The following is a 20,043-nucleotide window of genomic DNA, read 5'->3' on the forward strand; positions in this document are numbered from 1 at the left end:
GAGCCATCCACCTTTCGGTTGACAGTCGTATCGGCAAAAACTCGATACGGCTGTGAACGCTTGTTCCTTTCAAAAAGCCTGGAGCACACAGGTTAATCGAAAGGGTGTTTCGTTCATGCCGGATAGCTTTGTGCGGCATCTGTGGCCCTTAACGCGTCGCCGAAAGAGTCGGTTGACGCGATTTCGCAGGGATTCGCTGCCGAGATGCAAAAAATCTTCGCGGGTAGGTACGCGGCTAATCGTGCGTTTACAGCAAAGCGCCGTCGACGATACTTGAATGCGATTCAACGCCATGGCGATTGCGCCGGCACTTCCACGCTTTCGCCGGGCGCGAGCCGCAGCGAGAAGACGTCGAGCGCGCCGATCGACACGCGCACGAGCCGCAGCGTCGGAAAGCCGACTGCCGCCGTCATGCGCCGGACCTGGCGGTTCTTCCCTTCGGTGATGGCGAGCTCGATCCACGTCGTCGGGATGGCGGCGCGATAGCGGATCGGCGGATTGCGCGGCCACAGCCGCTCGGCGTCGTGCTCCGCGACGAAAGCGGCCTTGCAGGGCCGCGTCACGTAATCGCCGAGATCGACGCCTTTCGCGAGACGCGCGAGCGTATCGCCAGTGGGCGCGCCTTCGACCTGCGCCCAATATCGCTTGACGAGCTTGTGGCGCGGTTCCGCGATGCGCGCCTGCAACGCGCCGTCGTCGGTGAGCAGGAGAAGGCCCTCGCTGTCCGCATCGAGCCGGCCCGCCGGATAGACGCCCGGCACCGACACGAAGTCGCCGAGCGACGCGCGCGTTTCGTGCGCGGAGAACTGGCAGATCGTGCCGAACGGTTTATTCAGAGCGATGAGCGGCATCGGCAGACATGCGGAACGGGTGGCAGGCGAGGCACGCCGCGCGGCAAGGCGCCGGGGCGTGAATGCGGCATCTTAATGCATAATGGATCGCGATCCGTTTCTCTCATTGCCGCGCCGGCGAGGGCCTTCCGTCCGCCCGCCGTGGATAAAATGAAAGCGCTGGCGCAGCGAGCGTCCGCGCAACCAATCATCAAGTCCGGCCTTCATTGGAGTCGACCATGTCGTATCAGCACATCCAGGTTCCGGCGGGCGGTGAAAAAATCACCGTCAACGCGGATTTCTCGCTCAACGTTCCGGATCAGCCGATCATTCCGTACATCGAGGGCGACGGCACGGGCGTCGATATCACGCCGGTCATGCTCAAGGTGGTGGATGCGGCAGTCGAGAAGGCGTACGGCGGTAAGCGCAAGATTCACTGGATGGAGATCTTCGCGGGCGAAAAGGCCACGCGCGTCTATGGTCCGGACGTCTGGCTGCCGGACGAAACCCTCGACGTCGTGAAGGAATACGTCGTTTCGATCAAAGGACCGCTCACGACGCCCGTCGGCGGCGGCATCCGTTCGCTGAATGTTGCGCTTCGGCAGCAACTCGACCTATATGTCTGCCTGCGCCCGGTGCGCTACTTCAAGGGCGTGCCGTCGCCGCTGCGCGAGCCGGACAAGGTGGACATGGTGATCTTCCGCGAGAACTCGGAAGATATTTACGCGGGCATCGAATGGCCGGCCGAATCGGCGGAAGCGAAGAAGGTGATTGCGTTCCTGCGCGATGAAATGGGCGTGAAGAAGATCCGCTTCCCGGAGTCGTCCGGGCTCGGCATCAAGCCGGTGTCGCGCGAGGGCACGGAGCGGCTCGTGCGCAAGGCGATTCAATACGCGATCGACAACAACCGGCGCTCGGTCACGCTCGTGCACAAGGGCAACATCATGAAGTTCACCGAAGGCGCGTTCCGCGACTACGGCTACGCCCTCGCGCAAAAGGAGTTCAACGCCGAACTGATCGACGGCGGCCCGTGGATGAAGGTGAAGAACCCGAAGACGGGCGCGGATGTCGTCGTGAAAGACGTGATCGCCGATGCGTTCCTTCAGCAGATCCTGCTGCGTCCGGCCGAATACGACGTGATCGCCACGCTCAACCTGAACGGCGATTACATCTCGGATGCGCTCGCGGCGCAGGTCGGCGGCATCGGCATTGCGCCGGGCGCGAACATGTCGGACTCCGTTGCAATGTTCGAGGCCACGCACGGCACCGCGCCCAAGTACGCCGGTAAGGATTACGTGAATCCGGGCTCGGAAATTCTGTCCGCCGAAATGATGCTGCGCCATCTCGGCTGGACCGAGGCGGCGGATCGCATCATCGCGTCGATGGAGCAGTCGATTCTTTCGAAGCGCGTCACGTACGACTTCGCGCGGCTGATGGAAGGCGCGACGCAGGTGTCGTGCTCGGGATTCGGCGAGGTCATGATCGAGAACATGTGACGCCGTCCTGGCCGCGCACATTCGACGGTCGAGCAAGCATAAAAAAACCCGGCGCGAAGCCGGGTTTTACGGGCTCATGGCACCCGAACGGTCAGGCTGCGTCCTGGATGTTCGATGCCTGCTTGCCCTTCGGCCCCTGGACGATCTCGAAAGTGACCTTTTGGCCTTCCTTGAGCGTCTTGAAACCGTTCATCTGAATCGCCGAGAAATGTGCGAACAGATCCTCGCCGCCTTCGTCGGGCGTGATGAATCCGTAGCCTTTCGCGTCGTTGAACCACTTGACCGTACCAGTAGACATTCGTACTTCCCCTCTAACTCTCGTCGCAACCAGAGCACGCTCGAAAAGCTCGACGGCCCACCCCACAGCGAACCGCCTCCTCCTCACTGCTCCCCTCGGCCTTTTTTGCCCGATGTCCCCGGAAAAAAGTGCCAGTTTGATTGTTAAATCTCTTAAATCGAGTGTCAAGGAATTTTTGGGATGGCCGTTAAGCTCGTTGCAAAGTCCACATTCGTAGGGTAATTCCTGCTTTCCCGTGTGCGCCGCCGTCCAAGCAAGGCATCTTGAAAAGTCGCATAATCGTCTCACTTGTGTGATACGCCCGGCAGCGCGCCACCGTCGTGCGGTTTGTTTTTTTTGAAGCTGTGCGATACTGGATTCGACGAGGTGCAAGCGGGCCGCGCCGAAGGTTGGGCGCCGGCAGGATTCGATGGACGGTCGCTGCGCGACGCGTGTTTTCCAGCCATACCATAGGGCCGTGCGGCCAGTGCTGGAGCGGCAATTGCGAAGGCGTCCGTGTTGTTTAGAATGGGTGTATGGCGATAAATCCCAACAAGCAGGATGGCACGGTACTCGAGCGGCAGGAGCAGAAGCTCAAAAAGCCGGCGATGTACAAGGTGGTGCTGCTGAATGACGACTTCACGCCGATGGAATTCGTCGTGATGATCGTGCAGGAATACTTCAATAAAGATCGTGAGACTGCGACGCAGATCATGCTGAAGGTTCATCGCGAGGGCAGGGGAGTTTGTGGGGTCTACACGCGGGATATTGCGTCGACCAAAGTTGAGCAAGTCGTTAGCCATGCACGGCAAGCGGGGCATCCGCTGCAGTGCGTGATGGAGGAAGCATGATTGCCCAGGAACTGGAAGTCAGTCTGCACATGGCGTTTATGGAAGCACGTCAGGCGCGGCACGAGTTCATAACGGTCGAGCATCTTTTACTGGCCTTGTTGGACAATCCGACCGCGGCTGAAGTGCTGCGCGCCTGCGCAGCAAATATCGAGGATTTGCGTCAGAACCTGCGCAATTTCATTCATGACAACACGCCGACCGTGCCCGGCACGGACGACGTCGATACCCAGCCGACGCTTGGTTTCCAGCGCGTGATTCAGCGCGCGATCATGCATGTGCAATCGACTTCGAACGGCAAGAAGGAAGTGACCGGCGCGAACGTGCTCGTCGCGATCTTCGGCGAGAAGGACTCGCACGCGGTCTACTACCTGCAGCAGCAGGGCGTGACGCGTCTGGATGTCGTGAATTTCATTTCGCACGGCATCGCGAAGACGAACAGCGGCGACGCCGCGAAGGCGAACAGCGAAGCGAATCCGGAATCGGAAGACGCCGCCGCGCAGAAGGAAACGCCGCTCGCGCAATTCACGCAGAACCTGAACCAGCAGGCGAAGGACGGCAAGATCGATCCTTTGATCGGCCGCGAGCTGGAAGTCGAGCGCGTGGTGCAGGTGCTCTGCCGCCGCCGCAAGAACAATCCGCTGCTCGTGGGCGAAGCGGGCGTCGGCAAGACGGCCATCGCCGAAGGTCTCGCCTGGCGCATCACGCGCGGCGAAGTGCCGGACATCCTCGCGGATGCGCAGGTCTACTCGCTCGACATGGGCGCGTTGCTCGCGGGCACGAAGTATCGCGGCGATTTCGAGCAGCGTCTCAAGACGGTGCTGAAGGAACTGAAGGAGCGTCCGCACGCCATTCTGTTCATCGACGAGATCCACACGCTGATCGGCGCGGGCGCGGCATCGGGCGGCACGCTCGACGCTTCGAACCTGCTGAAGCCGGCGTTGTCGTCGGGGCAGCTGAAGTGCATCGGCGCGACCACGTTCACGGAGTATCGCGGCATCTTCGAGAAGGACGCGGCGCTGTCGCGGCGCTTCCAGAAGGTGGATGTCACCGAGCCTTCCGTCGAGCAGACGGTCGCGATTCTGCGCGGTCTCAAGTCGCGCTTCGAGGAACACCACGGCGTGAAGTACTCGTCGGGTGCGCTTTTGGCGGCGGCTGAGTTGTCGGCGCGCTTCATCACGGACCGTCATCTGCCGGACAAGGCGATCGACGTGATCGACGAAGCGGGCGCGGCGCAACGCATTCTGCCGAAGTCGAAGCAGAAGAAGACCATCGGCAAGAGCGAGATCGAAGAGATCATCTCGAAGATCGCGCGCGTGCCGGCGCAAAGCGTGTCGCAGGACGATCGCAGCAAGCTGCAGACGCTGGACCGCGATCTGAAGGCCGTCGTGTTCGGTCAGGATCCGGCCATCGACGCGCTGTCGGCGTCGATCAAGATGGCGCGCGCGGGTCTCGGCAAGACGGACAAGCCGATCGGCGCGTTCCTCTTCTCCGGCCCCACGGGCGTCGGCAAGACGGAAGTGGCGAAGCAGCTCGCGTTCACGCTCGGCATCGAACTGCTGCGCTTCGACATGTCCGAATACATGGAGCGCCATGCGGTGAGCCGGCTGATCGGCGCGCCGCCGGGCTACGTCGGTTTCGATCAGGGCGGCCTGCTGACCGAGGCCGTCACGAAGAAGCCGCATTGCGTGCTGCTGCTGGACGAAATCGAGAAGGCGCACCCGGACATCTACAACGTGCTCTTGCAGGTGATGGACCACGGCACGTTGACGGATAACAACGGGCGCAAGGCGGATTTCCGTAACGTCATCATCATCATGACGACGAACGCGGGCGCCGAGGCGATGGGCAAGGCGGTGATCGGTTTCACGTCGCGCCGCGAGTCGGGCGATGAAATGGCCGACATCAAGCGCATGTTCACGCCGGAGTTCCGCAACCGTCTGGATGCGATCATCAGCTTCCGCTCGCTGGACGAGGAAATCATCCTGCGCGTGGTCGACAAGTTCCTCATGCAACTGGAAGATCAGCTGCACGAGAAGAAGGTCGATGCGGTGTTCACGGATGCGCTGCGCAAGCACCTGGCGAAGCACGGTTTCGATCCGCTGATGGGCGCGCGTCCGATGCAGCGTCTCATTCAGGACACGATTCGCCGCGCGCTCGCCGACGAGTTGCTCTTCGGCAAGCTGCTCAACGGCGGCCGCGTGACCGTGGACGTCGATGCGGAAGACAAGGTGCAGCTGACGTTCGACGAGAACTCGGCGCCGCCGCGTAATCCGAATCCGGAAGCGATCGAAGTCGACTGATCGTGAGTTAGCCTCAAAGAAAAACGGCGCGTTCTTTCGAGAACGCGCCGTTTTTTTGGGCTTCGGAAAGCTCAGTGCTTGCCCGTGCTGCCGAATCCGCCCGCGCCGCGTTCGCTCGCCTCGAAGTCATCGACGATATTGAACTGCGCCTGCACCACCGGCACGATGACCAGTTGCGCGAGCCGTTCCATCGGATTCAGCCTGAACGCGGTGTCGCCGCGATTCCACGTCGAAACCATCAGTTGCCCTTGATAATCGGAATCGATCAGGCCGACCAGATTGCCCAGCACGATGCCGTGCTTATGACCGAGACCCGAGCGCGGCAGAATGAGCGCCGCATAGCCGGGATCGGCGAGGTGGATGGCGAGGCCGGTGGGCACGAGCACCGTCTGATGCGGCTCGATGACGAGCGGCGCATCCAGACACGCGCGCAGGTCGAGGCCGGCGCTGCCGGGCGTAGCATAAGCGGGCAGGAAATCGCGCATGCGCGCGTCGAGAATCTTGACGTCGAGTTTCATGGTCAGGCTGAACGGCCGAGCGCGAACGCGTCGGCGAGGAGTTGATAGGACCGCGTGCGTGCGGCGTAGCTGCCGGCGACCGTCAGAACGATCAGTTCGTCGGCGTCGAATTGTTCTTGCAGCGCGTGAAGCTTTTCGGTGACGCGCTCCGGCGTGCCGATGATGCTGCGCGCCTTCTCATGCGCGATCACCGCCCGCTCGCGCTCGCCGTATTGCTGCGCGACGCCCTGCGCGATCGACGGAATCGGCTGGTTCAGGCCATACGCCATCTGCACGCGACGCAGATCGACGGCCTTCTCCAGTGCCACGGCTTCGTCTTCGGTATCGGCGCAGATGGCGAACACCGCCGCCGCGAGATACGGCTTCTCTTCGTGACCCGCGACGAACCGCTCGCGATACGCCTCCGCCACGTGATGCCCCATGTGCGCGTTGATGAAATGCGCGAACGCGAAACGGATGCCGAGTTGCGCGGCGAGCAGACCGCCGAAATCGCTCGATCCGAGCATCCACAGTTCGGGGCGCGTGTCGATCTGCGGTTGCAGCAGCACGCCTCTGGCGAGCGAATCGTCGGGAATCTTGCCGTCGAAGAGCGCGATCAGTTCGGCCACTTGCTGCGGAAAGATATCGCCGCGATTGTACGACCCGGCAGCCACTGCCTGCGCGGTCCGCATGTCGCCGCCCGGCGCGCGGCCGACGCCCAGATCGACGCGATTCGGGAACAACGCCTCCAGCATCAGGAACTGCTCGGCGACCTTGAACGGGCTGTAGTACGGCAGCATGACGCCGCCCGAGCCGATGCGAATGCGCTTCGTCAGACTGCCGATACGCGCGAGCATCACTTCCGGGCACGGGTTCGACACGCCGTACAGGCCGTGATGCTCCGCGCACCAGTAGCGCGTGTAGCCGAGATCGTCGGCGAGTTGCGCGAGGTCCAGCGTCGCGGCGATGGCGTCCGCCGTCGTGTGGCCGTGGATGACCGGCGTCTGGTCGAGAACGGATAACTTCGTCATGTCGAGCCTACGAGAGAAGCGAGCCGCCGCTCGGCGCGCGCTTGGCGATTTCCGCGATCAGCGTGCGCGCGAGCGACTGTTTATCGGCGCGCGGCAACGGCGTTCTGCCCGATGCCTCGAAGAGCACGACTTCGTTGTCGTCGCGGCCGAAGGTGAGCGGCCCGAGATTGCCGATCAAGAGCGGCACGTTCTTGCGCTTGCGTTTTTCCTCGCCGTGCAAGTCGAGGTCGCCGCTTTCGGCCGCGAAGCCGACGCAATACGGCGGATTCGGCAGGTTTGCGACCGAAGCGAGAATGTCCGGATTCTCGACGAAGTTGAACGCCGGCAACGCATCGCCCGACTTCTTGATCTTGTGCTCGCTCGCGTGATCGACGCGCCAGTCCGCCACCGCCGCCACCGCGATGAAAATCTCGGCATCGGACGCGGCCTGCATGACGGCATCGTGCATCTGCTGCGCGGTCTGCACGTCTTCGCGATAGACGCCCCACGGCGTGGGCAGCGCAACCGGCCCGGCGACGAGATGCACGTCCGCGCCCGCCTGCGCCGCCGCGCGCGCGAGCGCGAAGCCCATCTTGCCCGACGAGCGATTCGTGAGGCCGCGCACCGGATCGAGCGGCTCGAACGTCGGGCCGGCGGTAATCAGCACGCGGCGGCCGCGCAGAATCTTCGGCTGAAATGACGCGCAGATCGCTTCGAACGCGGCTTCCGGCTCGATCATGCGACCGTCGCCGACTTCGCCGCACGCCTGCGAGCCCGAATCCGGCCCGAGCACTTCCACGCCGTCCGCGCGGATCTGCGCGACGTTGCGCTGAGTCGCCGGGTTCTGCCACATCTGGCGATTCATTGCGGGCACGACGAGCAGCGGACAATCACGCGCGACGCAGAGCGTGGAGAGCAGGTCGTCGCACATGCCGTGCGCGAGCTTCGCGATGAAATCGGTCGAGGCGGGCGCGATGACGATGGCATGCGCCTCGCGCGACAAATCGATATGCGCCATGTTGTTCGGCATGCGCGCATCCCATTGCGACACATACACGGGACGGCCGGACAGTGCCTGCATGGTGACGGGCGTGATGAATTCCGTGGCCGCTTCCGTCATCACGATCTGCACGGTCGCGCCTGCCTTCACGAGTAGCCGCGTGAGCTCCGCGATCTTGTAGCACGCAATGCCGCCGGTCAGTCCCAGCACGAGATGTTTGCCTGCGAGTTCCAACTTGCCTCCGTCGCAAAAAAAACGCGGCTCCGCAAAGGGAGCCGCGCCTGAGCACATCACTTCGAGCCGCGTACGCGCCGCAGTTCGTCGAAAATCAGCAGCACCGCGCCGACCGTGATCGCGCTGTCAGCGAGATTGAACGCCGGCCAGTGCCACGTCTTCACGTGGAAGTCGAGAAAGTCGATCACATGACCGTAAGCCAGCCGGTCGATCACGTTGCCGATCGCGCCGCCCATGATGAGCGCGAGCGCCGTGCAGAAGAGCCGCTGCGCCGAATGCTTCTTGAGCAGATAGCAGATCACGGCCGCCGCCACGACGCCCAGCGCGGTGAACGCCCAGCGCTGCCAGCCGCCCGCCGCCGCGAGAAAGCTGAACGCGGCGCCGCGGTTATAGACGAGCAGCAGATTGAAGAAGGGCGCCAGCGCGTGCGGCTCGCCGTACGCGAACACCTTCTGCACTGCGATCTTCGTCAACTGGTCGAACAGAATCACGATGAGCGCAACGCCGATCCACGGCGCGAGCGAACCGCTCGAAGTACTTTGTTTCGCCATAGTCCTTGCCATTATGCTGCGCCTCGCGTTTCGCCAGCGCCGAAGAGGTTGGAGAAGCAGCGGCCGCAGAGACCCGGATGCTCAGGGTGCGAGCCGACGTCGGCGCAGTAGTGCCAGCAGCGTTCGCACTTCAGGTAGCGGGACGCGGCCACATCGACGCCTTCTTCGGCTTCGCTCGCCACACGCTCGACCGACGCCTGCGACGTGATGAGCACGAAGTGCAGCGCATCGCCGAGGCTCGCTAGCGCGTCATAACGCGCGCCGCTCGCGCGGACCACGACTTCCGCCTGCAACGACGAGCCGATCAGGTTCGCCGTGCGCGCTTCTTCCAGCGCCTTCGTCACGTCGCCGCGCGCCGAGCGGATCAGCGACCACTTGTCCAGCAACTCACCGCCGTTCGGAATGTCCGGGTACGTCGCGTAGACCTCGGCGAAGATCGTGTCCTGGCCGGGCTTCAGCACCTTGTACGCTTCTTCCGCCGTGAACGAGAGATACGGCGCGACGAGTCGCAGCAAGCCATGCGCGATGTAGAAGAGCGCGGTCTGCGCGCTGCGGCGCTCGCGCGAATCGGGCTTCGTCGTGTAGAGACGGTCCTTCAGCACGTCGAGATAGAAGCCGCCCAGGTCCTCCGAGCAGAACGTCGCGATCTTCGCGACGACCGGATGGAACTCGTACTTCTCGTAGTGCGAGAGCGCGTCGTCCTGCAAATTGCGCGTGAGCGCCACGGCGTAACGGTCGATTTCGAGCCAATCCGCGACCGGCACCGCGTTCTTCTCAAAGTCGAAGTCCGAGAGATTCGCGAGCAGGAAGCGCAGCGTGTTGCGGATGCGGCGATACGTCTCCGTCACGCGCTTGAGAATTTCCTCGGAGATGGCGAGCTCGCCGGAATAGTCCGTCGACGCGATCCACAAGCGGATGATTTCCGCGCCGAGGCGGTTCGCCACTTCGTGCGGATCGACGCCGTTGCCGAGCGACTTCGACATCTTGCGGCCTTCGCCATCGACGGTGAAGCCGTGCGTGAGCAGCGCGTCGTAGGGCGGACGGCCGTCGAGCATCGAAGCCGTGAGCAGCGACGAATGGAACCAGCCGCGATGCTGGTCCGAGCCTTCCAGATACAGATCAGCCGGGAATTGCAGCTCGTCCTTGTGCGAGCCGCGCAGCACGTGCCAGTGCGTCGTGCCGGAGTCGAACCAGACGTCGAGCGTGTCGCGGTTCTTTTCGTACATGTTGGCGTCGTCGCCGATCAACTCGCGCGCGTCGAGCGTTTGCCACGTCTCGATGCCGCCTTGCTCCACGCGCTTCGCCACTTCCTCCAGCAATTCGATGGTGCGCGGATGCAGTTCGCCCGTTTCCTTGTGCACGAAGAACGCCATCGGCACGCCCCATTGACGCTGACGCGAGAGCGTCCAGTCCGGACGGTTCGCGATCATGCTGAAAAGGCGCTGCTTGCCCCACGACGGATAGAACGCCGTGTTCTCGACGCCTTCGAGCGCGGTTTCGCGCAGCGTCTTGCCGCCGTCTTTCGGCGTGACGTCCATGCCCGCGAACCATTGCGACGTCGCGCGATAAATGATCGGCGTCTTGTGACGCCAGCAGTGCATGTAGCTGTGCGTGTACTTCTCGGTCTTGAGCAGCGACCCGGCGTTGTTGAGCGCTTCCACGATTTCGGGATTCGCCTTCCAGATCGACAAGCCGCCGAACAGCGGCAGCGATTCGATGTAGCGGCCATCGCCCATCACGGGGTTGATGATGTCCGAATCCGCCATGCCGTGCGCCTTGCACGATACGAAGTCTTCCACGCCATAGGCCGGCGACGAATGCACGACGCCCGTGCCGCTTTCAGTCGTGACGTACTCGCCGAGATAGACGGGCGACGTGCGCTTGTAGCCCGGATGCGCCGCCGCGAGCGGATGATGGAAGCGCACGTTGGCGAGCTTCGCGCCGGTCGTCGTGGCGATCACTTCACCGGGCAAACCGTAGTTCTGCAAACACGCTTCGACGCGCTCGGCCGCGAGAATCAGCAAGCCGCGCGGGGTATCGACGAGCGCGTACACGATCTCCGGATGGACGTTGAGCGCCTGGTTCGCGGGGATGGTCCACGGCGTCGTCGTCCAGATCACGATGCCGCCTTCCGTCTTCGGCAGCGCGGGCAGGCCGAACGCCTGCGCGGTCTTTTCCGGTTCCGCGAACGGGAACAGCACGTCGATCGTCGGATCGGTCTTGTCCTTGTACTCGACTTCCGCTTCGGCCAGCGCCGAGCCGCAGTCGAAGCACCAGTTCACGGGCTTCAGGCCACGGAACACGAAGCCCTTTTCCATGATCTTCGCCAGCGCGCGGATTTCGCCCGCTTCGTTGACGAAGTTCATCGTCTTGTACGGATTGTCCCAGTCGCCGAGCACGCCCAGACGCCGGAAGCCGACCTTCTGCTTCTCGATCTGCTCGCTCGCGTAGGCGCGCGCCTTCTGCATGACTTCGGCGGCGGGCAGCGACTTGCCGAACTGCTTCTCGATCTGGATTTCGATCGGCATGCCGTGGCAGTCCCAGCCCGGCACGTACACGGCGTCGAAGCCCGCGAGATTGCGCGCCTTCACGATCATGTCCTTCAGGATCTTGTTGACCGCGTGGCCCAAGTGGATGTCGCCGTTCGCATACGGCGGGCCGTCGTGCAGGATGAACTTCTTGCGGCCGCGGCTCGCCGCGCGGATTTTCTCGTAGACCTTGTTCTCCTGCCATTCCTTGACCCACGCGGGTTCGCGCTTGGGCAGATCGCCGCGCATCGGGAACGGCGTGTCGAGCAGGTTGACCGGGTACTTCGAGGAGGCTTTCTCTTTCTTGTCGCTCATGGGTGACTCAGTGAATTCGGTGAGACGGCGCGTTGGCGCGCGATGATTCGGAGGCGGGGCAGCGGGCGATGCGCGCATGGATCATGCGGCACGGCGCGCTCACCTAATTCGGTCGGTGGCCGAAATGGCGAAGCCCGTCGCGCGGCTGCCGGCGTTGCTGGCGGGCGGCAGGCCGAAGTAGGCGCGCGCGTTGTCGACGTCCCTCGCGATGGCGGCGGACAGCGTTTCGAGGTCGACGTACTTCTCCTCGTCGCGCAGCTTCTTCAGAAACTCCACGCGCACGAGCTTGCCGTACGCGTCGCCGTGCCAGTCGAGCACGAAGACTTCGAGCAGCACGCGGCCGGAATCGTCCACGGTCGGACGCAGGCCGAGGCTCGCGACGGCGGGCAGCGGTTCGTCCGCCAGGCCGTGCACGCGCACGACGAAAATGCCCGCGAGCGCCGGGCGCTTGTGGGCAATCGGAAGGTTGAGCGTGGGAAAGCCGAGATCGCGGCCGAGCTTCGCGCCATGCACGACGTGGCCGCTGATGATGTACGGACGCCCGAGCGCGACGTTCGCGGCGTCGAGATCGCCCGCGACGAGCGACGCCCGCACCGACGAGGACGAAATGCGCGCGCCGTTCGGATGCGCGACGGTGGCCATCTGCTCGACTTCGAAGCCGTACTTGTCGCCTGCGGCCTTGAGGGAATCGAAATTGCCCGCGCGTTTCGCGCCGTAGCAGAAGTCGTCGCCGACCATGACCCAGCGCGCGTGCAGGCCGTCGACGATGACGTTCTTCACGAACGTGTCCGGCGGCTGGCTCGCGAACGTGTGATTGAAATGCTCGACCACCACGCGGTCGACGCCGTTCGTGCGCAGCGCTTCCAGCTTGTCGCGCAGCATGGCGATGCGCGGCGGCGCGCCGGCCGGATTGAAGAACTCGCGCGGATGCGGCTCGAAGGTCATCACGCAGACCGGCAGCCCGCGCGCGTCCGCAGCGGCCCGCACGCGCGCGAGCAGCGCCTGGTGCCCGCGATGGACACCGTCGAAGTTGCCGATGGTCAGTGCGCAGGGCGCCCGGCTTTCGGCATTGGGGAGGCCGCGAAAGACTCTCACGATAGGCGTTGGTCGGTGGGAGGGCTGATGCTGCAAAGCGTTCGATTATAAACGCTCGCACGGATGCACGGGCGCGCGTGCCGGGCAGCGGCGCCGGAGCGCCCGGCGCGCCGCCGTCGTCTTACTGGCACGATTTTCGCCGTCCTCGGAATGATAAAATCCGCGGATGAAAAAAATCGTCATTCTGATCTCCGGACGCGGGAGCAACATGGAGGCCGTCGTGCGTGCTTGCGCGCGCGAGGGCTGGCCGGCGCGCGTCTGTGCGGTCATTTCGAACCGGCCCGATGCCGCCGGGCTCGGCTTCGCGGCCGCGAACGGCATCGAGACTGTGGTCGTCGATCATCGCGAATTCGACGGCCGCGAAGCGTTCGACGCCGCGCTCGCGCGTGAAATCGATCGCTTCGAACCGGATTGCGTCGTGCTGGCCGGCTTCATGCGCGTGCTAACCGATGCGTTCGTCGAGCGCTACGCCGGGCGCATGCTGAACGTGCATCCGTCGCTCCTGCCGTGCTTTGCCGGTCTGCGCACGCACCAGCAGGCGCTCGATGCCGGCGTGCGCGTGCACGGCGCGAGCGTGCATTTCGTGACGGCGAAGCTGGATCACGGGCCGATCGTCGCGCAGGGCGCGGTGCCGGTCATCGCGGGCGACGACGCCGCTGCGCTCGCCGCGCGCGTGCTCGCTGTCGAACACATCATTTACCCGCGCGCGGTGCGCTGGTTCGTGGAAGGGCGTCTTTCTATCGAGGGCGAACGAGTCGCCCTCACGCCGTCTGAGCCGCAGTGGCTCTTTGCCGACATTGCCGGGGAGGGCGCATGAGGCTGCATGGATTTCTGATTGGTCAAACCGAAACGTTGCTCGCGGACGTGCTCCGCTTTTCCGGTCCCGCCGATGCGGCGACGAGCCGTTTCTTCCGCGCGCACCCGAAGCTCGGTCACGGCGAGCGCGGCGTGATTGCCGAGGCGGTCTTCGCCGTACTGCGGCGGAAGATGGAGTTCTCGCATCTCGCGGAAAGCGGCACCGGCAATCAGGCGCGGCGTCTCGCGCTGCTCGGGCTGATGCAGACCGCGGGCCTCACCGCGCTCAAGCCGTTCGTCTCGGCGGACGAGCATCAGTGGCTCGCGCAAGTGTCGAAGATCGATCCGGCGAGCCTGCCGGTGCGCGTGCGCACGAACCTGCCGCAGTGGATCTACGACGCGATGGCCAAGCGCTTCGAGCCGGACGAGCTCGCGCAGCTTGCCGCCGCGCTGAACTATCCCGCGCCGCTCGACCTGCGCGCGAATCCGATCAAGGCGAGCCGCGACGTCGTGCGCAAGGCGCTCATCGACGCGGGCATCGACGCGTTCGACATGCCGTTCGCGCCGTTCGGCATCCGCGTGGAAGGCAAGCCCGCGCTCACGCGCCTGCAGCCGTTTCAGGAAGGCTGGATCGAAGTGCAGGACGAGGGCAGCCAGTTGCTGTGCTCGCTGGTGGCCCCGCGACGCGGCGAGATGATCGTCGATTTCTGCGCGGGCGCGGGCGGCAAGACGCTCGCGCTCGGCGCGATGATGCGCTCCACCGGCCGTTTGTATGCCTTCGACGTGTCCGACCGGCGGCTCGCGAAGCTGAAGCCGCGTCTTGCACGCAGCGGGCTGTCGAACGTGAATCCGGTGCTGATCGACAGCGAACACGACGCGAAGATCAAGCGCCTCGCGGGCAAGATCGACCGCGTGCTCGTCGATGCGCCGTGCTCCGGCTTGGGCACGCTGCGCCGCAATCCCGACCTCAAGTGGCGGCAGTCGCCCGCGACCGTCGCGGAACTGACGCCGAAGCAGCTTTCGATTCTCACGAGCGCCGCGCGGCTCGTGAAGGCGGGCGGCCGTCTCGTCTACGCGACGTGCAGCATGCTCGAAGCGGAGAACGAAGGCGTCGTCGCGCAGTTCCTGGAAACGCATCCGAACTTCCGCGTGGTGCCCGCGCGCGACGTGCTGGCCGAGCAGCGCATCGAACTCGACACGGGCGAGTATCTGTCGCTGTGGCCGCACAAGCACGGCACGGACGGCTTCTTCGCGGCCGTGCTGGAGCGCGTGCCCGGTGCGAAGGCGCAAGCGGCAGAAGAAGGCGCCGGGGAAGTAAGCGCTTAAGCGCGCGATGCAGAACCGCTTCCTGAGCCACCTGTCGGAACGGCTCGTCCGGGACTTCGGCGAGCCGGAAGTGCTGTGGCAAGTCGGCGCGCTGATCGCGCTCGTCGCCATCGCGTGGTGGTGCGCGGGTTTCTTGCGCAAACAGCTCGACGCGCGGCGGCAGTCGCGCTTCGAAGCCGTCCGCTTCGGCGCGGAGAGTCTCAACAAGGCGCTGTTTCCGCTGCTCGGGACCGTCTTCGTCTCCGTCGCGCGACTGGCGCTCGCGCCCATCATGCACACGGCGCTGCGGCAACTCGCGCTGGTGCCGCTGTGCGGCATCACCGTGATTTACACGATGTTCTACGCGGTGCGCCGCGTGTTCAGCAAGAGCGCCACGGGCGGCGCGGACCACGAGGCCGGCGCGCTGCTGTTTCTGTTCGAGAAAGTCGTGACGGTGCTCGTCTGGGTCGCGATGCTGCTCACGGTGATGGGCATTCAGGACGACGTCGTGCGCTGGATGGCGAGCGTGCGCTTCAACTTCGCCAACGCACACATGACGCTGCTCTCGCTCGCCTCGGGCGTGCTCTGGGTGTGCGTGACGCTGATCGTCGCGATGTGGGCCGGCGCGCTGCTCGACGACCGCCTCATGCGTTCGCGCTCGCTCGACGCGAATCTCAAAGTGGTGCTCGGGCGCGTCGCGCGGGCACTACTGATTCTCGCGGCGATTCTCGTGAGCCTGTCTATCGTCGGCATCGACATCACGGTGCTCGGCGTGTTCGGCGGCGCGCTCGGCGTCGGGCTCGGCTTCGGCTTGCAAAAGATCGCCAGCAATTACGTGTCGGGCTTCATCATTCTGCTCGACCGGTCGCTGCGGCTCGGCGACATGATCAACGTCAGCGGCTTTCAGGGCACCGTCACGCAGATTCGGACGCGATACACCGTCGTGCGCGGGCTGGACGGCATCGAAACGTTGATTCCGAACGAAAAGCTGATTACCGATGTCGTACAGAATCACTCGTCGTATCTGACGCGCGGCAACGCGAAAATCGCGGTGCAGGTGAGTTATCGCTCGGACGTGGAACGCGCGATGCGACTTCTCGTCGAAGCAACGTACGGCGTCGAGCGTGTGTTGCAGGATCCGGCGCCCGCGGCGCTGCTCGCGAGTTTTGGCGCGGACGGCATCAATCTGGAACTGAGCTTCTGGATCGAGGACGCGGCGAAGGGCACGGGCGGCGTTAAGTCGCAAGTCAATCGCAGCGTGTGGCGTTTATTCTGCGAGCATAGCATCGAGATTCCGTACGCGCAGCGCGAAGTGCGAATCGTCGGCGGTGCGGCAAGCGAATCGGTAGGAAATGCCGGTTTTCCTGGCGATGCACCCTCGTCAACGGCTGGAAGCGCCGCCTGAAGCAACGGCAGTGCGCCATTCCTTCCGTTTTTGCAAGGGTGACGCAAGTTTTGGCCGCGTGAGATTTTTCTCGTAGGGCCGAGATTCAAAAAAATTCACCTTTACGACAACGACTTGGAACGCATGCAGTAGAATGCGATCGAACTTCGGCGCTGACCTTTCACGCGCCCGACATGCGGCGATAAGTCGATTCTTGACATTCTTCGTCGGCCATTTTTTCCGAATTTCACAGCTACATAGGTAAATTGCCTTGCTGAATTCCTCCCTCGAATTTCTCGCCAACGGATTGCTGGACTTCTCCTGGTGGCAGATTCTGTTGTTCACGCTGGCGATGACGCACGTCACCATCGCGGGCGTCACCATTTATTTGCACCGCTGCCAGGCGCATCGCGCGCTGGACCTGCACCCCATCGCAAGCCACTTCTTCCGCCTGTGGCTGTGGATGACCACCGGCATGCTGACCGGCCAGTGGGCGGCCATCCACCGCAAGCACCATGCGAAGTGCGAGACCGAAGAAGATCCGCACAGCCCGCAGACGCGCGGCATCTGGAAGGTGCTGCTGGAAGGCGCGGAACTGTATCGCGCGGAAGCGAAGAACGAAGAAACGCTGCGCCGCTTCAGCCACGGCACGCCGAACGACTGGATGGAGCGCAACGTGTACACGCGTTATCCGATCCTCGGCATCAGCATCATGATGGTCATCGACGTGGCGCTGTTCGGCATCGTCGGGCTGTCGGTGTGGGCCGTGCAGATGATCTGGATTCCGTTCTGGGCGGCGGGCGTCGTCAACGGTCTCGCGCACTTCTGGGGTTATCGCAACTTCAATTCGAGCGATGCGAGCACGAACATCTTCCCGCTCGGCATCCTGATCGGCGGCGAAGAGTTGCACAACAATCACCACACGTACGCGACGTCGGCGAAGCTCTCGAGCAAGTGGTACGAGTTCGATATCGGCTGGCTGTACATCCGCATTCTGTCGGCAGTTGGGCTCGCGAAGGTGAAGAAGCTCGCGCCCACGCCGCGCCTGTCGGAATCGAAGTCGGTGCCGGATCACGATACCCTGCAAGCCGTGCTCGCGAACCGTTACGAAGTCATGGCGCGTTACGGCAAGGCGCTCAAGCGTGCGTACAAGCAGGAACTCGTCAAGCTGAAGGAAGCCGGCGCGCGCGAGAAGTATCAGCTGATGCGCGGCGCGCGCAAGTGGTTCCACAAGGACGAAGACGGCCTGAACGAACCGCAGCGTCAGCAACTGCCGGAACTGTTCTCGGACAACCAGAAGCTGCGCACCTACATCGAACTGCGCAAGGATCTGGCGGCGATGTGGGACCGCTCGAACGCATCGCGCGAGCAACTGCTGGCGCAGTTGCAGGACTGGTGTCATCGCGCGGAACAAAGCGGCATCAAGGCGTTGCAGGACTTCGCGTTGCGTCTGCGCCGCTACGCCCTGTAAGCGATATCCGCTAAAATTCGAAGACGTCACAAGACCCCGCTCTGGCGGGGTTTTTGTTTTTGGGCGACGGATTTTCGCTGGATTCGGCAGGAGACAGGGGACATGCAGGCGATCAAAAGCGTCGAGTACGACCGGCCGCAAGGGCTGACGTGTGGAGTAGGCGAGGCGTGGGCGCGCGTGCCGCAGGCGCCGTCGCCGGAGGAAAAGCGCGCGTTGAAGGAGCGCATTCGCGCGCTGTTGCGGCGGGAACAGGCCGTATTGGTCGCGCACTACTACGTCGATGCGGAGCTACAGGAACTCGCGGACGAAACAGGCGGCTGCGTCGCCGATTCGCTCGAAATGGCGCGCTTTGGCCGGGATCATGCGGCAAGAACGCTGGTTGTCGCGGGCGTTCGGTTCATGGGCGAGACCGCCAAAATTCTGAGCCCGGACACGCGCGTGCTGATGCCGGATCTGGACGCCACATGCTCGCTCGATCTCGGCTGTCCCGCCGACGAATTTGCCGCGTTCTGCGACGCGCATCCGGACCGCACGGTCGTCGTGTACGCGAACACGAGCGCCGCCGTGAAAGCGCGCGCTGACTGGATGGTCACGTCGTCCATCGGGCTGGAGATCATCGCGGACTTGCACGCGCGCGGCGAGAAGATTCTGTGGGCGCCCGATCGTCACCTCGGCGGCTACATTCAGAAGAAGACGGGCGCGGACATGCTGCTGTGGCAGGGCTCCTGTCTCGTTCACGACGAGTTCAAGGGCATCGAACTCGACCTGTTGCGCGCGGAGTATCCGGGCGCGAAGATCCTCGTGCATCCGGAGTCGCCGGAAGCGGTTGTGAAGCTGGCCGATGTCGTCGGCTCGACCACGCAGCTGATCGACGCCGCCGTGCGCCTCGACGCGAGCCGCTTCATCGTCGCGACTGATCTTGGCATTCTGCACAAGATGCGGCTCGCCGCGCCGGGGAAGACGTTCATCGAAGCGCCGACGGCCGGCAACAGCGCCACGTGCAAGAGCTGCGCGCATTGTCCGTGGATGGCGATGAACGGTCTCGCCAATCTCGCCGACGTCCTCGAGCGTGGGCATAACGAGATTCACGTCGACGCCGCCATTGGGCAACGCGCGCGCGTGCCGATCGACCGCATGCTCGATTTCGCCGCGCGTCACAAGAAGCGCGTGCAGGCGAGCGGCGATCTGGCGAAGGACAGCGCGTTGTTCTCGAACGTGGGAGCCGCATGATGCCGTACTCACCGATTTTCGACGAAGTCCGATCGCAGTACGGCGAAGCATTCGACGCGGCGCTCGCGCGTAATGTCGCCGATACGCTCGCCGAAGACATTGGCCCCGGCGATGTGACCGGCCGCCTCGTTCCGGCGGATGCGCGGCGCACGGCGCGGATCATCGTGCGGGAAGAAGCCGTGCTGTGCGGCGCGCCGTGGTTCGACGAGGTGATGCGGCGCGTCGACGCGTCCATCGAAGTGGAATGGCAGTATCGCGAAGGGCAGCGCATGGGCGCCGATACGCCCGTCGCGCTGCTGCACGGCCCCGCGCGCTCGCTGCTGACGGCCGAGCGCAATGGCCTCAACTTCCTGCAATTGCTTTCGGGCGTGGCGAGCGCGACGCGCCGTTACGTCGACGCGATCGAAGGCACGCGCGCGCGCATTCTCGATACGCGCAAGACGCTGCCGGGCCTGCGGCTCGCGCAGAAATACGCGGTGCGCGTGGGCGGCGGGGCGAACCAGCGGCTCGCGCTCTACGACGGCATTCTGATCAAGGAAAACCACATCGCGGCGGCAGGCGGCGTCGGCGCGGCCATGGACGCGGCCCTCGCGCTGAACGCGGGCGTGCCGGTTCAGATCGAAGTCGAGACGCTCGCGCAGCTCGAGACGGCGCTCGCGCACCGCGCGGAGTCCATTCTGCTCGACAACTTCACGCTCGACGCCATGCGCGACGCCGTGCGGGTGACGGCGGGCCGCGCATTGCTGGAAGTGTCGGGCGGCGTGAATTTCGAAACCGTGCGGGCGATTGCGAAGACCGGCGTCGACCGCATTTCGATCGGCGCGCTCACGAAAGACGTGCGCGCCACCGATTATTCGATGCGCCTTATCTAGCC

The 20,043-nt window shown here is 64.0% G+C and carries 17 protein-coding genes; 9 read left to right on the forward strand and 8 right to left on the reverse strand.

Annotated elements, in window-relative coordinates:
- Positions 1-284 precede the first annotated feature (284 nt).
- The gene (locus JYK05_RS02610; RefSeq protein WP_175939636.1) at positions 285-851 is read right to left on the reverse strand and encodes a pseudouridine synthase; all 567 of its coding nucleotides are present in this window, start codon (positions 849-851) and stop codon (positions 285-287) included.
- Positions 852-1,069: 218 nt separating this feature from the next.
- On the opposite strand from JYK05_RS02610, the gene icd reads away from it, so the two are divergent.
- A complete protein-coding gene (gene icd / locus JYK05_RS02615; RefSeq protein ID WP_175939637.1) occupies positions 1,070-2,326 on the forward strand; it encodes an NADP-dependent isocitrate dehydrogenase in 1,257 nt (418 codons plus the stop codon).
- 91 nt (positions 2,327-2,417) lie between these two features.
- Here the strand turns inward: icd and JYK05_RS02620 are convergent, their stop codons facing one another.
- Positions 2,418-2,624 carry a cold-shock protein gene (locus tag JYK05_RS02620; RefSeq protein WP_175939638.1) on the reverse strand — a complete coding sequence of 69 codons (207 nt, stop codon included), beginning with the start codon at positions 2,622-2,624 and terminating at the stop codon, positions 2,418-2,420.
- A 515-nt stretch (positions 2,625-3,139) separates the two neighbouring features.
- On the opposite strand from JYK05_RS02620, the gene clpS reads away from it, so the two are divergent.
- Positions 3,140-3,454 (forward strand): ATP-dependent Clp protease adapter ClpS, encoded by a 315-nt coding sequence (gene clpS, locus JYK05_RS02625; RefSeq protein WP_008351199.1) that lies wholly within the window; start codon positions 3,140-3,142, stop codon positions 3,452-3,454.
- Positions 3,451-5,754, forward strand: a complete 2,304-nt coding sequence (gene clpA, locus JYK05_RS02630; protein WP_206467687.1) for an ATP-dependent Clp protease ATP-binding subunit ClpA — start codon at positions 3,451-3,453, stop codon at positions 5,752-5,754. Before clpS ends, clpA begins: the two co-directional genes overlap by 4 nt.
- Before the next feature lie 71 nt (positions 5,755-5,825).
- Here the strand turns inward: clpA and dut are convergent, their stop codons facing one another.
- The 6 genes from dut to JYK05_RS02660 form a co-directional block, all read right to left on the reverse strand.
- Positions 5,826-6,272 (reverse strand): dUTP diphosphatase, encoded by a 447-nt coding sequence (dut, locus tag JYK05_RS02635; protein WP_206467688.1) that lies wholly within the window; start codon positions 6,270-6,272, stop codon positions 5,826-5,828.
- Between the two features lie 2 nt (positions 6,273-6,274).
- Complete coding sequence (locus tag JYK05_RS02640; RefSeq protein WP_175939641.1) at positions 6,275-7,282, reverse strand: LLM class flavin-dependent oxidoreductase; 1,008 nt, start codon at positions 7,280-7,282, stop codon at positions 6,275-6,277.
- Between the two features lie 7 nt (positions 7,283-7,289).
- Positions 7,290-8,552: a bifunctional phosphopantothenoylcysteine decarboxylase/phosphopantothenate--cysteine ligase CoaBC gene (gene coaBC / locus JYK05_RS02645; RefSeq protein WP_206467689.1), complete on the reverse strand. Its 1,263-nt coding sequence runs from the start codon at positions 8,550-8,552 to the stop codon at positions 7,290-7,292.
- Positions 8,552-9,058 carry a signal peptidase II gene (gene lspA / locus JYK05_RS02650; protein ID WP_175939642.1) on the reverse strand — a complete coding sequence of 169 codons (507 nt, stop codon included), beginning with the start codon at positions 9,056-9,058 and terminating at the stop codon, positions 8,552-8,554. Before lspA ends, coaBC begins: the two co-directional genes overlap by 1 nt.
- Complete coding sequence (gene ileS, locus JYK05_RS02655; protein WP_206467690.1) at positions 9,058-11,889, reverse strand: isoleucine--tRNA ligase; 2,832 nt, start codon at positions 11,887-11,889, stop codon at positions 9,058-9,060. The genes lspA and ileS overlap by 1 nt, the downstream gene beginning before the upstream one ends.
- Positions 11,890-11,988: 99 nt before the next feature.
- Complete coding sequence (locus JYK05_RS02660; RefSeq protein WP_175939644.1) at positions 11,989-12,984, reverse strand: bifunctional riboflavin kinase/FAD synthetase; 996 nt, start codon at positions 12,982-12,984, stop codon at positions 11,989-11,991.
- A 166-nt stretch (positions 12,985-13,150) separates the two neighbouring features.
- Between JYK05_RS02660 and purN the strand changes: the two genes are divergently transcribed.
- The 6 genes from purN (at position 13,151) to nadC (ending at position 20,041) form a co-directional block, all read left to right on the forward strand.
- A complete protein-coding gene (purN, locus tag JYK05_RS02665; RefSeq protein WP_206467691.1) occupies positions 13,151-13,801 on the forward strand; it encodes a phosphoribosylglycinamide formyltransferase in 651 nt (216 codons plus the stop codon).
- Positions 13,798-15,105, forward strand: coding sequence for an RsmB/NOP family class I SAM-dependent RNA methyltransferase (locus JYK05_RS02670; protein WP_206467692.1), 1,308 nt, complete (start codon positions 13,798-13,800; stop codon positions 15,103-15,105). The genes purN and JYK05_RS02670 overlap by 4 nt, the downstream gene beginning before the upstream one ends.
- 7 nt (positions 15,106-15,112) lie before the next feature.
- Positions 15,113-16,489: a mechanosensitive ion channel family protein gene (locus tag JYK05_RS02675; RefSeq protein ID WP_206467693.1), complete on the forward strand. Its 1,377-nt coding sequence runs from the start codon at positions 15,113-15,115 to the stop codon at positions 16,487-16,489.
- 250 nt (positions 16,490-16,739) lie between these two features.
- The gene (locus tag JYK05_RS02680) at positions 16,740-17,939 is read left to right on the forward strand and encodes an acyl-CoA desaturase (protein WP_206467694.1); all 1,200 of its coding nucleotides are present in this window, start codon (positions 16,740-16,742) and stop codon (positions 17,937-17,939) included.
- Between the two features lie 102 nt (positions 17,940-18,041).
- Positions 18,042-19,169, forward strand: coding sequence for a quinolinate synthase NadA (gene nadA / locus JYK05_RS02685; protein WP_206467695.1), 1,128 nt, complete (start codon positions 18,042-18,044; stop codon positions 19,167-19,169).
- Positions 19,169-20,041 carry a carboxylating nicotinate-nucleotide diphosphorylase gene (nadC, locus tag JYK05_RS02690; RefSeq protein ID WP_206468186.1) on the forward strand — a complete coding sequence of 291 codons (873 nt, stop codon included), beginning with the start codon at positions 19,169-19,171 and terminating at the stop codon, positions 20,039-20,041. Before nadA ends, nadC begins: the two co-directional genes overlap by 1 nt.
- Positions 20,042-20,043 lie beyond the last annotated feature (2 nt).

Origin of the sequence: Caballeronia sp. M1242 (assembly GCF_017220215.1) — a bacterium.
Classification (GTDB): domain Bacteria; phylum Pseudomonadota; class Gammaproteobacteria; order Burkholderiales; family Burkholderiaceae; genus Caballeronia.

Excerpts from the sequence above, each read along its gene's own strand:
- coaBC (WP_206467689.1), bottom strand. The coding sequence starts at position 8,552 with ATGTGCTCAGGCGCGGCTCCCTTTGCGGAGCCGCGTTTTTTTTGCGAC.
- nadA (WP_206467695.1), top strand. The coding sequence starts at position 18,042 with ATGCAGGCGATCAAAAGCGTCGAGTACGACCGGCCGCAAGGGCTGACG.
- JYK05_RS02620 (WP_175939638.1), bottom strand. The coding sequence starts at position 2,624 with ATGTCTACTGGTACGGTCAAGTGGTTCAACGACGCGAAAGGCTACGGA.
- ileS (WP_206467690.1), bottom strand. The coding sequence starts at position 11,889 with ATGAGCGACAAGAAAGAGAAAGCCTCCTCGAAGTACCCGGTCAACCTG.
- JYK05_RS02675 (WP_206467693.1), top strand. The coding sequence starts at position 15,113 with ATGCAGAACCGCTTCCTGAGCCACCTGTCGGAACGGCTCGTCCGGGAC.
- clpA (WP_206467687.1), top strand. The coding sequence starts at position 3,451 with ATGATTGCCCAGGAACTGGAAGTCAGTCTGCACATGGCGTTTATGGAA.
- dut (WP_206467688.1), bottom strand. The coding sequence starts at position 6,272 with ATGAAACTCGACGTCAAGATTCTCGACGCGCGCATGCGCGATTTCCTG.
- purN (WP_206467691.1), top strand. The coding sequence starts at position 13,151 with ATGAAAAAAATCGTCATTCTGATCTCCGGACGCGGGAGCAACATGGAG.
- clpS (WP_008351199.1), top strand. The coding sequence starts at position 3,140 with ATGGCGATAAATCCCAACAAGCAGGATGGCACGGTACTCGAGCGGCAG.
- JYK05_RS02640 (WP_175939641.1), bottom strand. The coding sequence starts at position 7,282 with ATGACGAAGTTATCCGTTCTCGACCAGACGCCGGTCATCCACGGCCAC.
- JYK05_RS02670 (WP_206467692.1), top strand. The coding sequence starts at position 13,798 with ATGAGGCTGCATGGATTTCTGATTGGTCAAACCGAAACGTTGCTCGCG.
- nadC (WP_206468186.1), top strand. The coding sequence starts at position 19,169 with ATGCCGTACTCACCGATTTTCGACGAAGTCCGATCGCAGTACGGCGAA.
- JYK05_RS02610 (WP_175939636.1), bottom strand. The coding sequence starts at position 851 with ATGCCGCTCATCGCTCTGAATAAACCGTTCGGCACGATCTGCCAGTTC.
- icd (WP_175939637.1), top strand. The coding sequence starts at position 1,070 with ATGTCGTATCAGCACATCCAGGTTCCGGCGGGCGGTGAAAAAATCACC.
- lspA (WP_175939642.1), bottom strand. The coding sequence starts at position 9,058 with ATGGCAAGGACTATGGCGAAACAAAGTACTTCGAGCGGTTCGCTCGCG.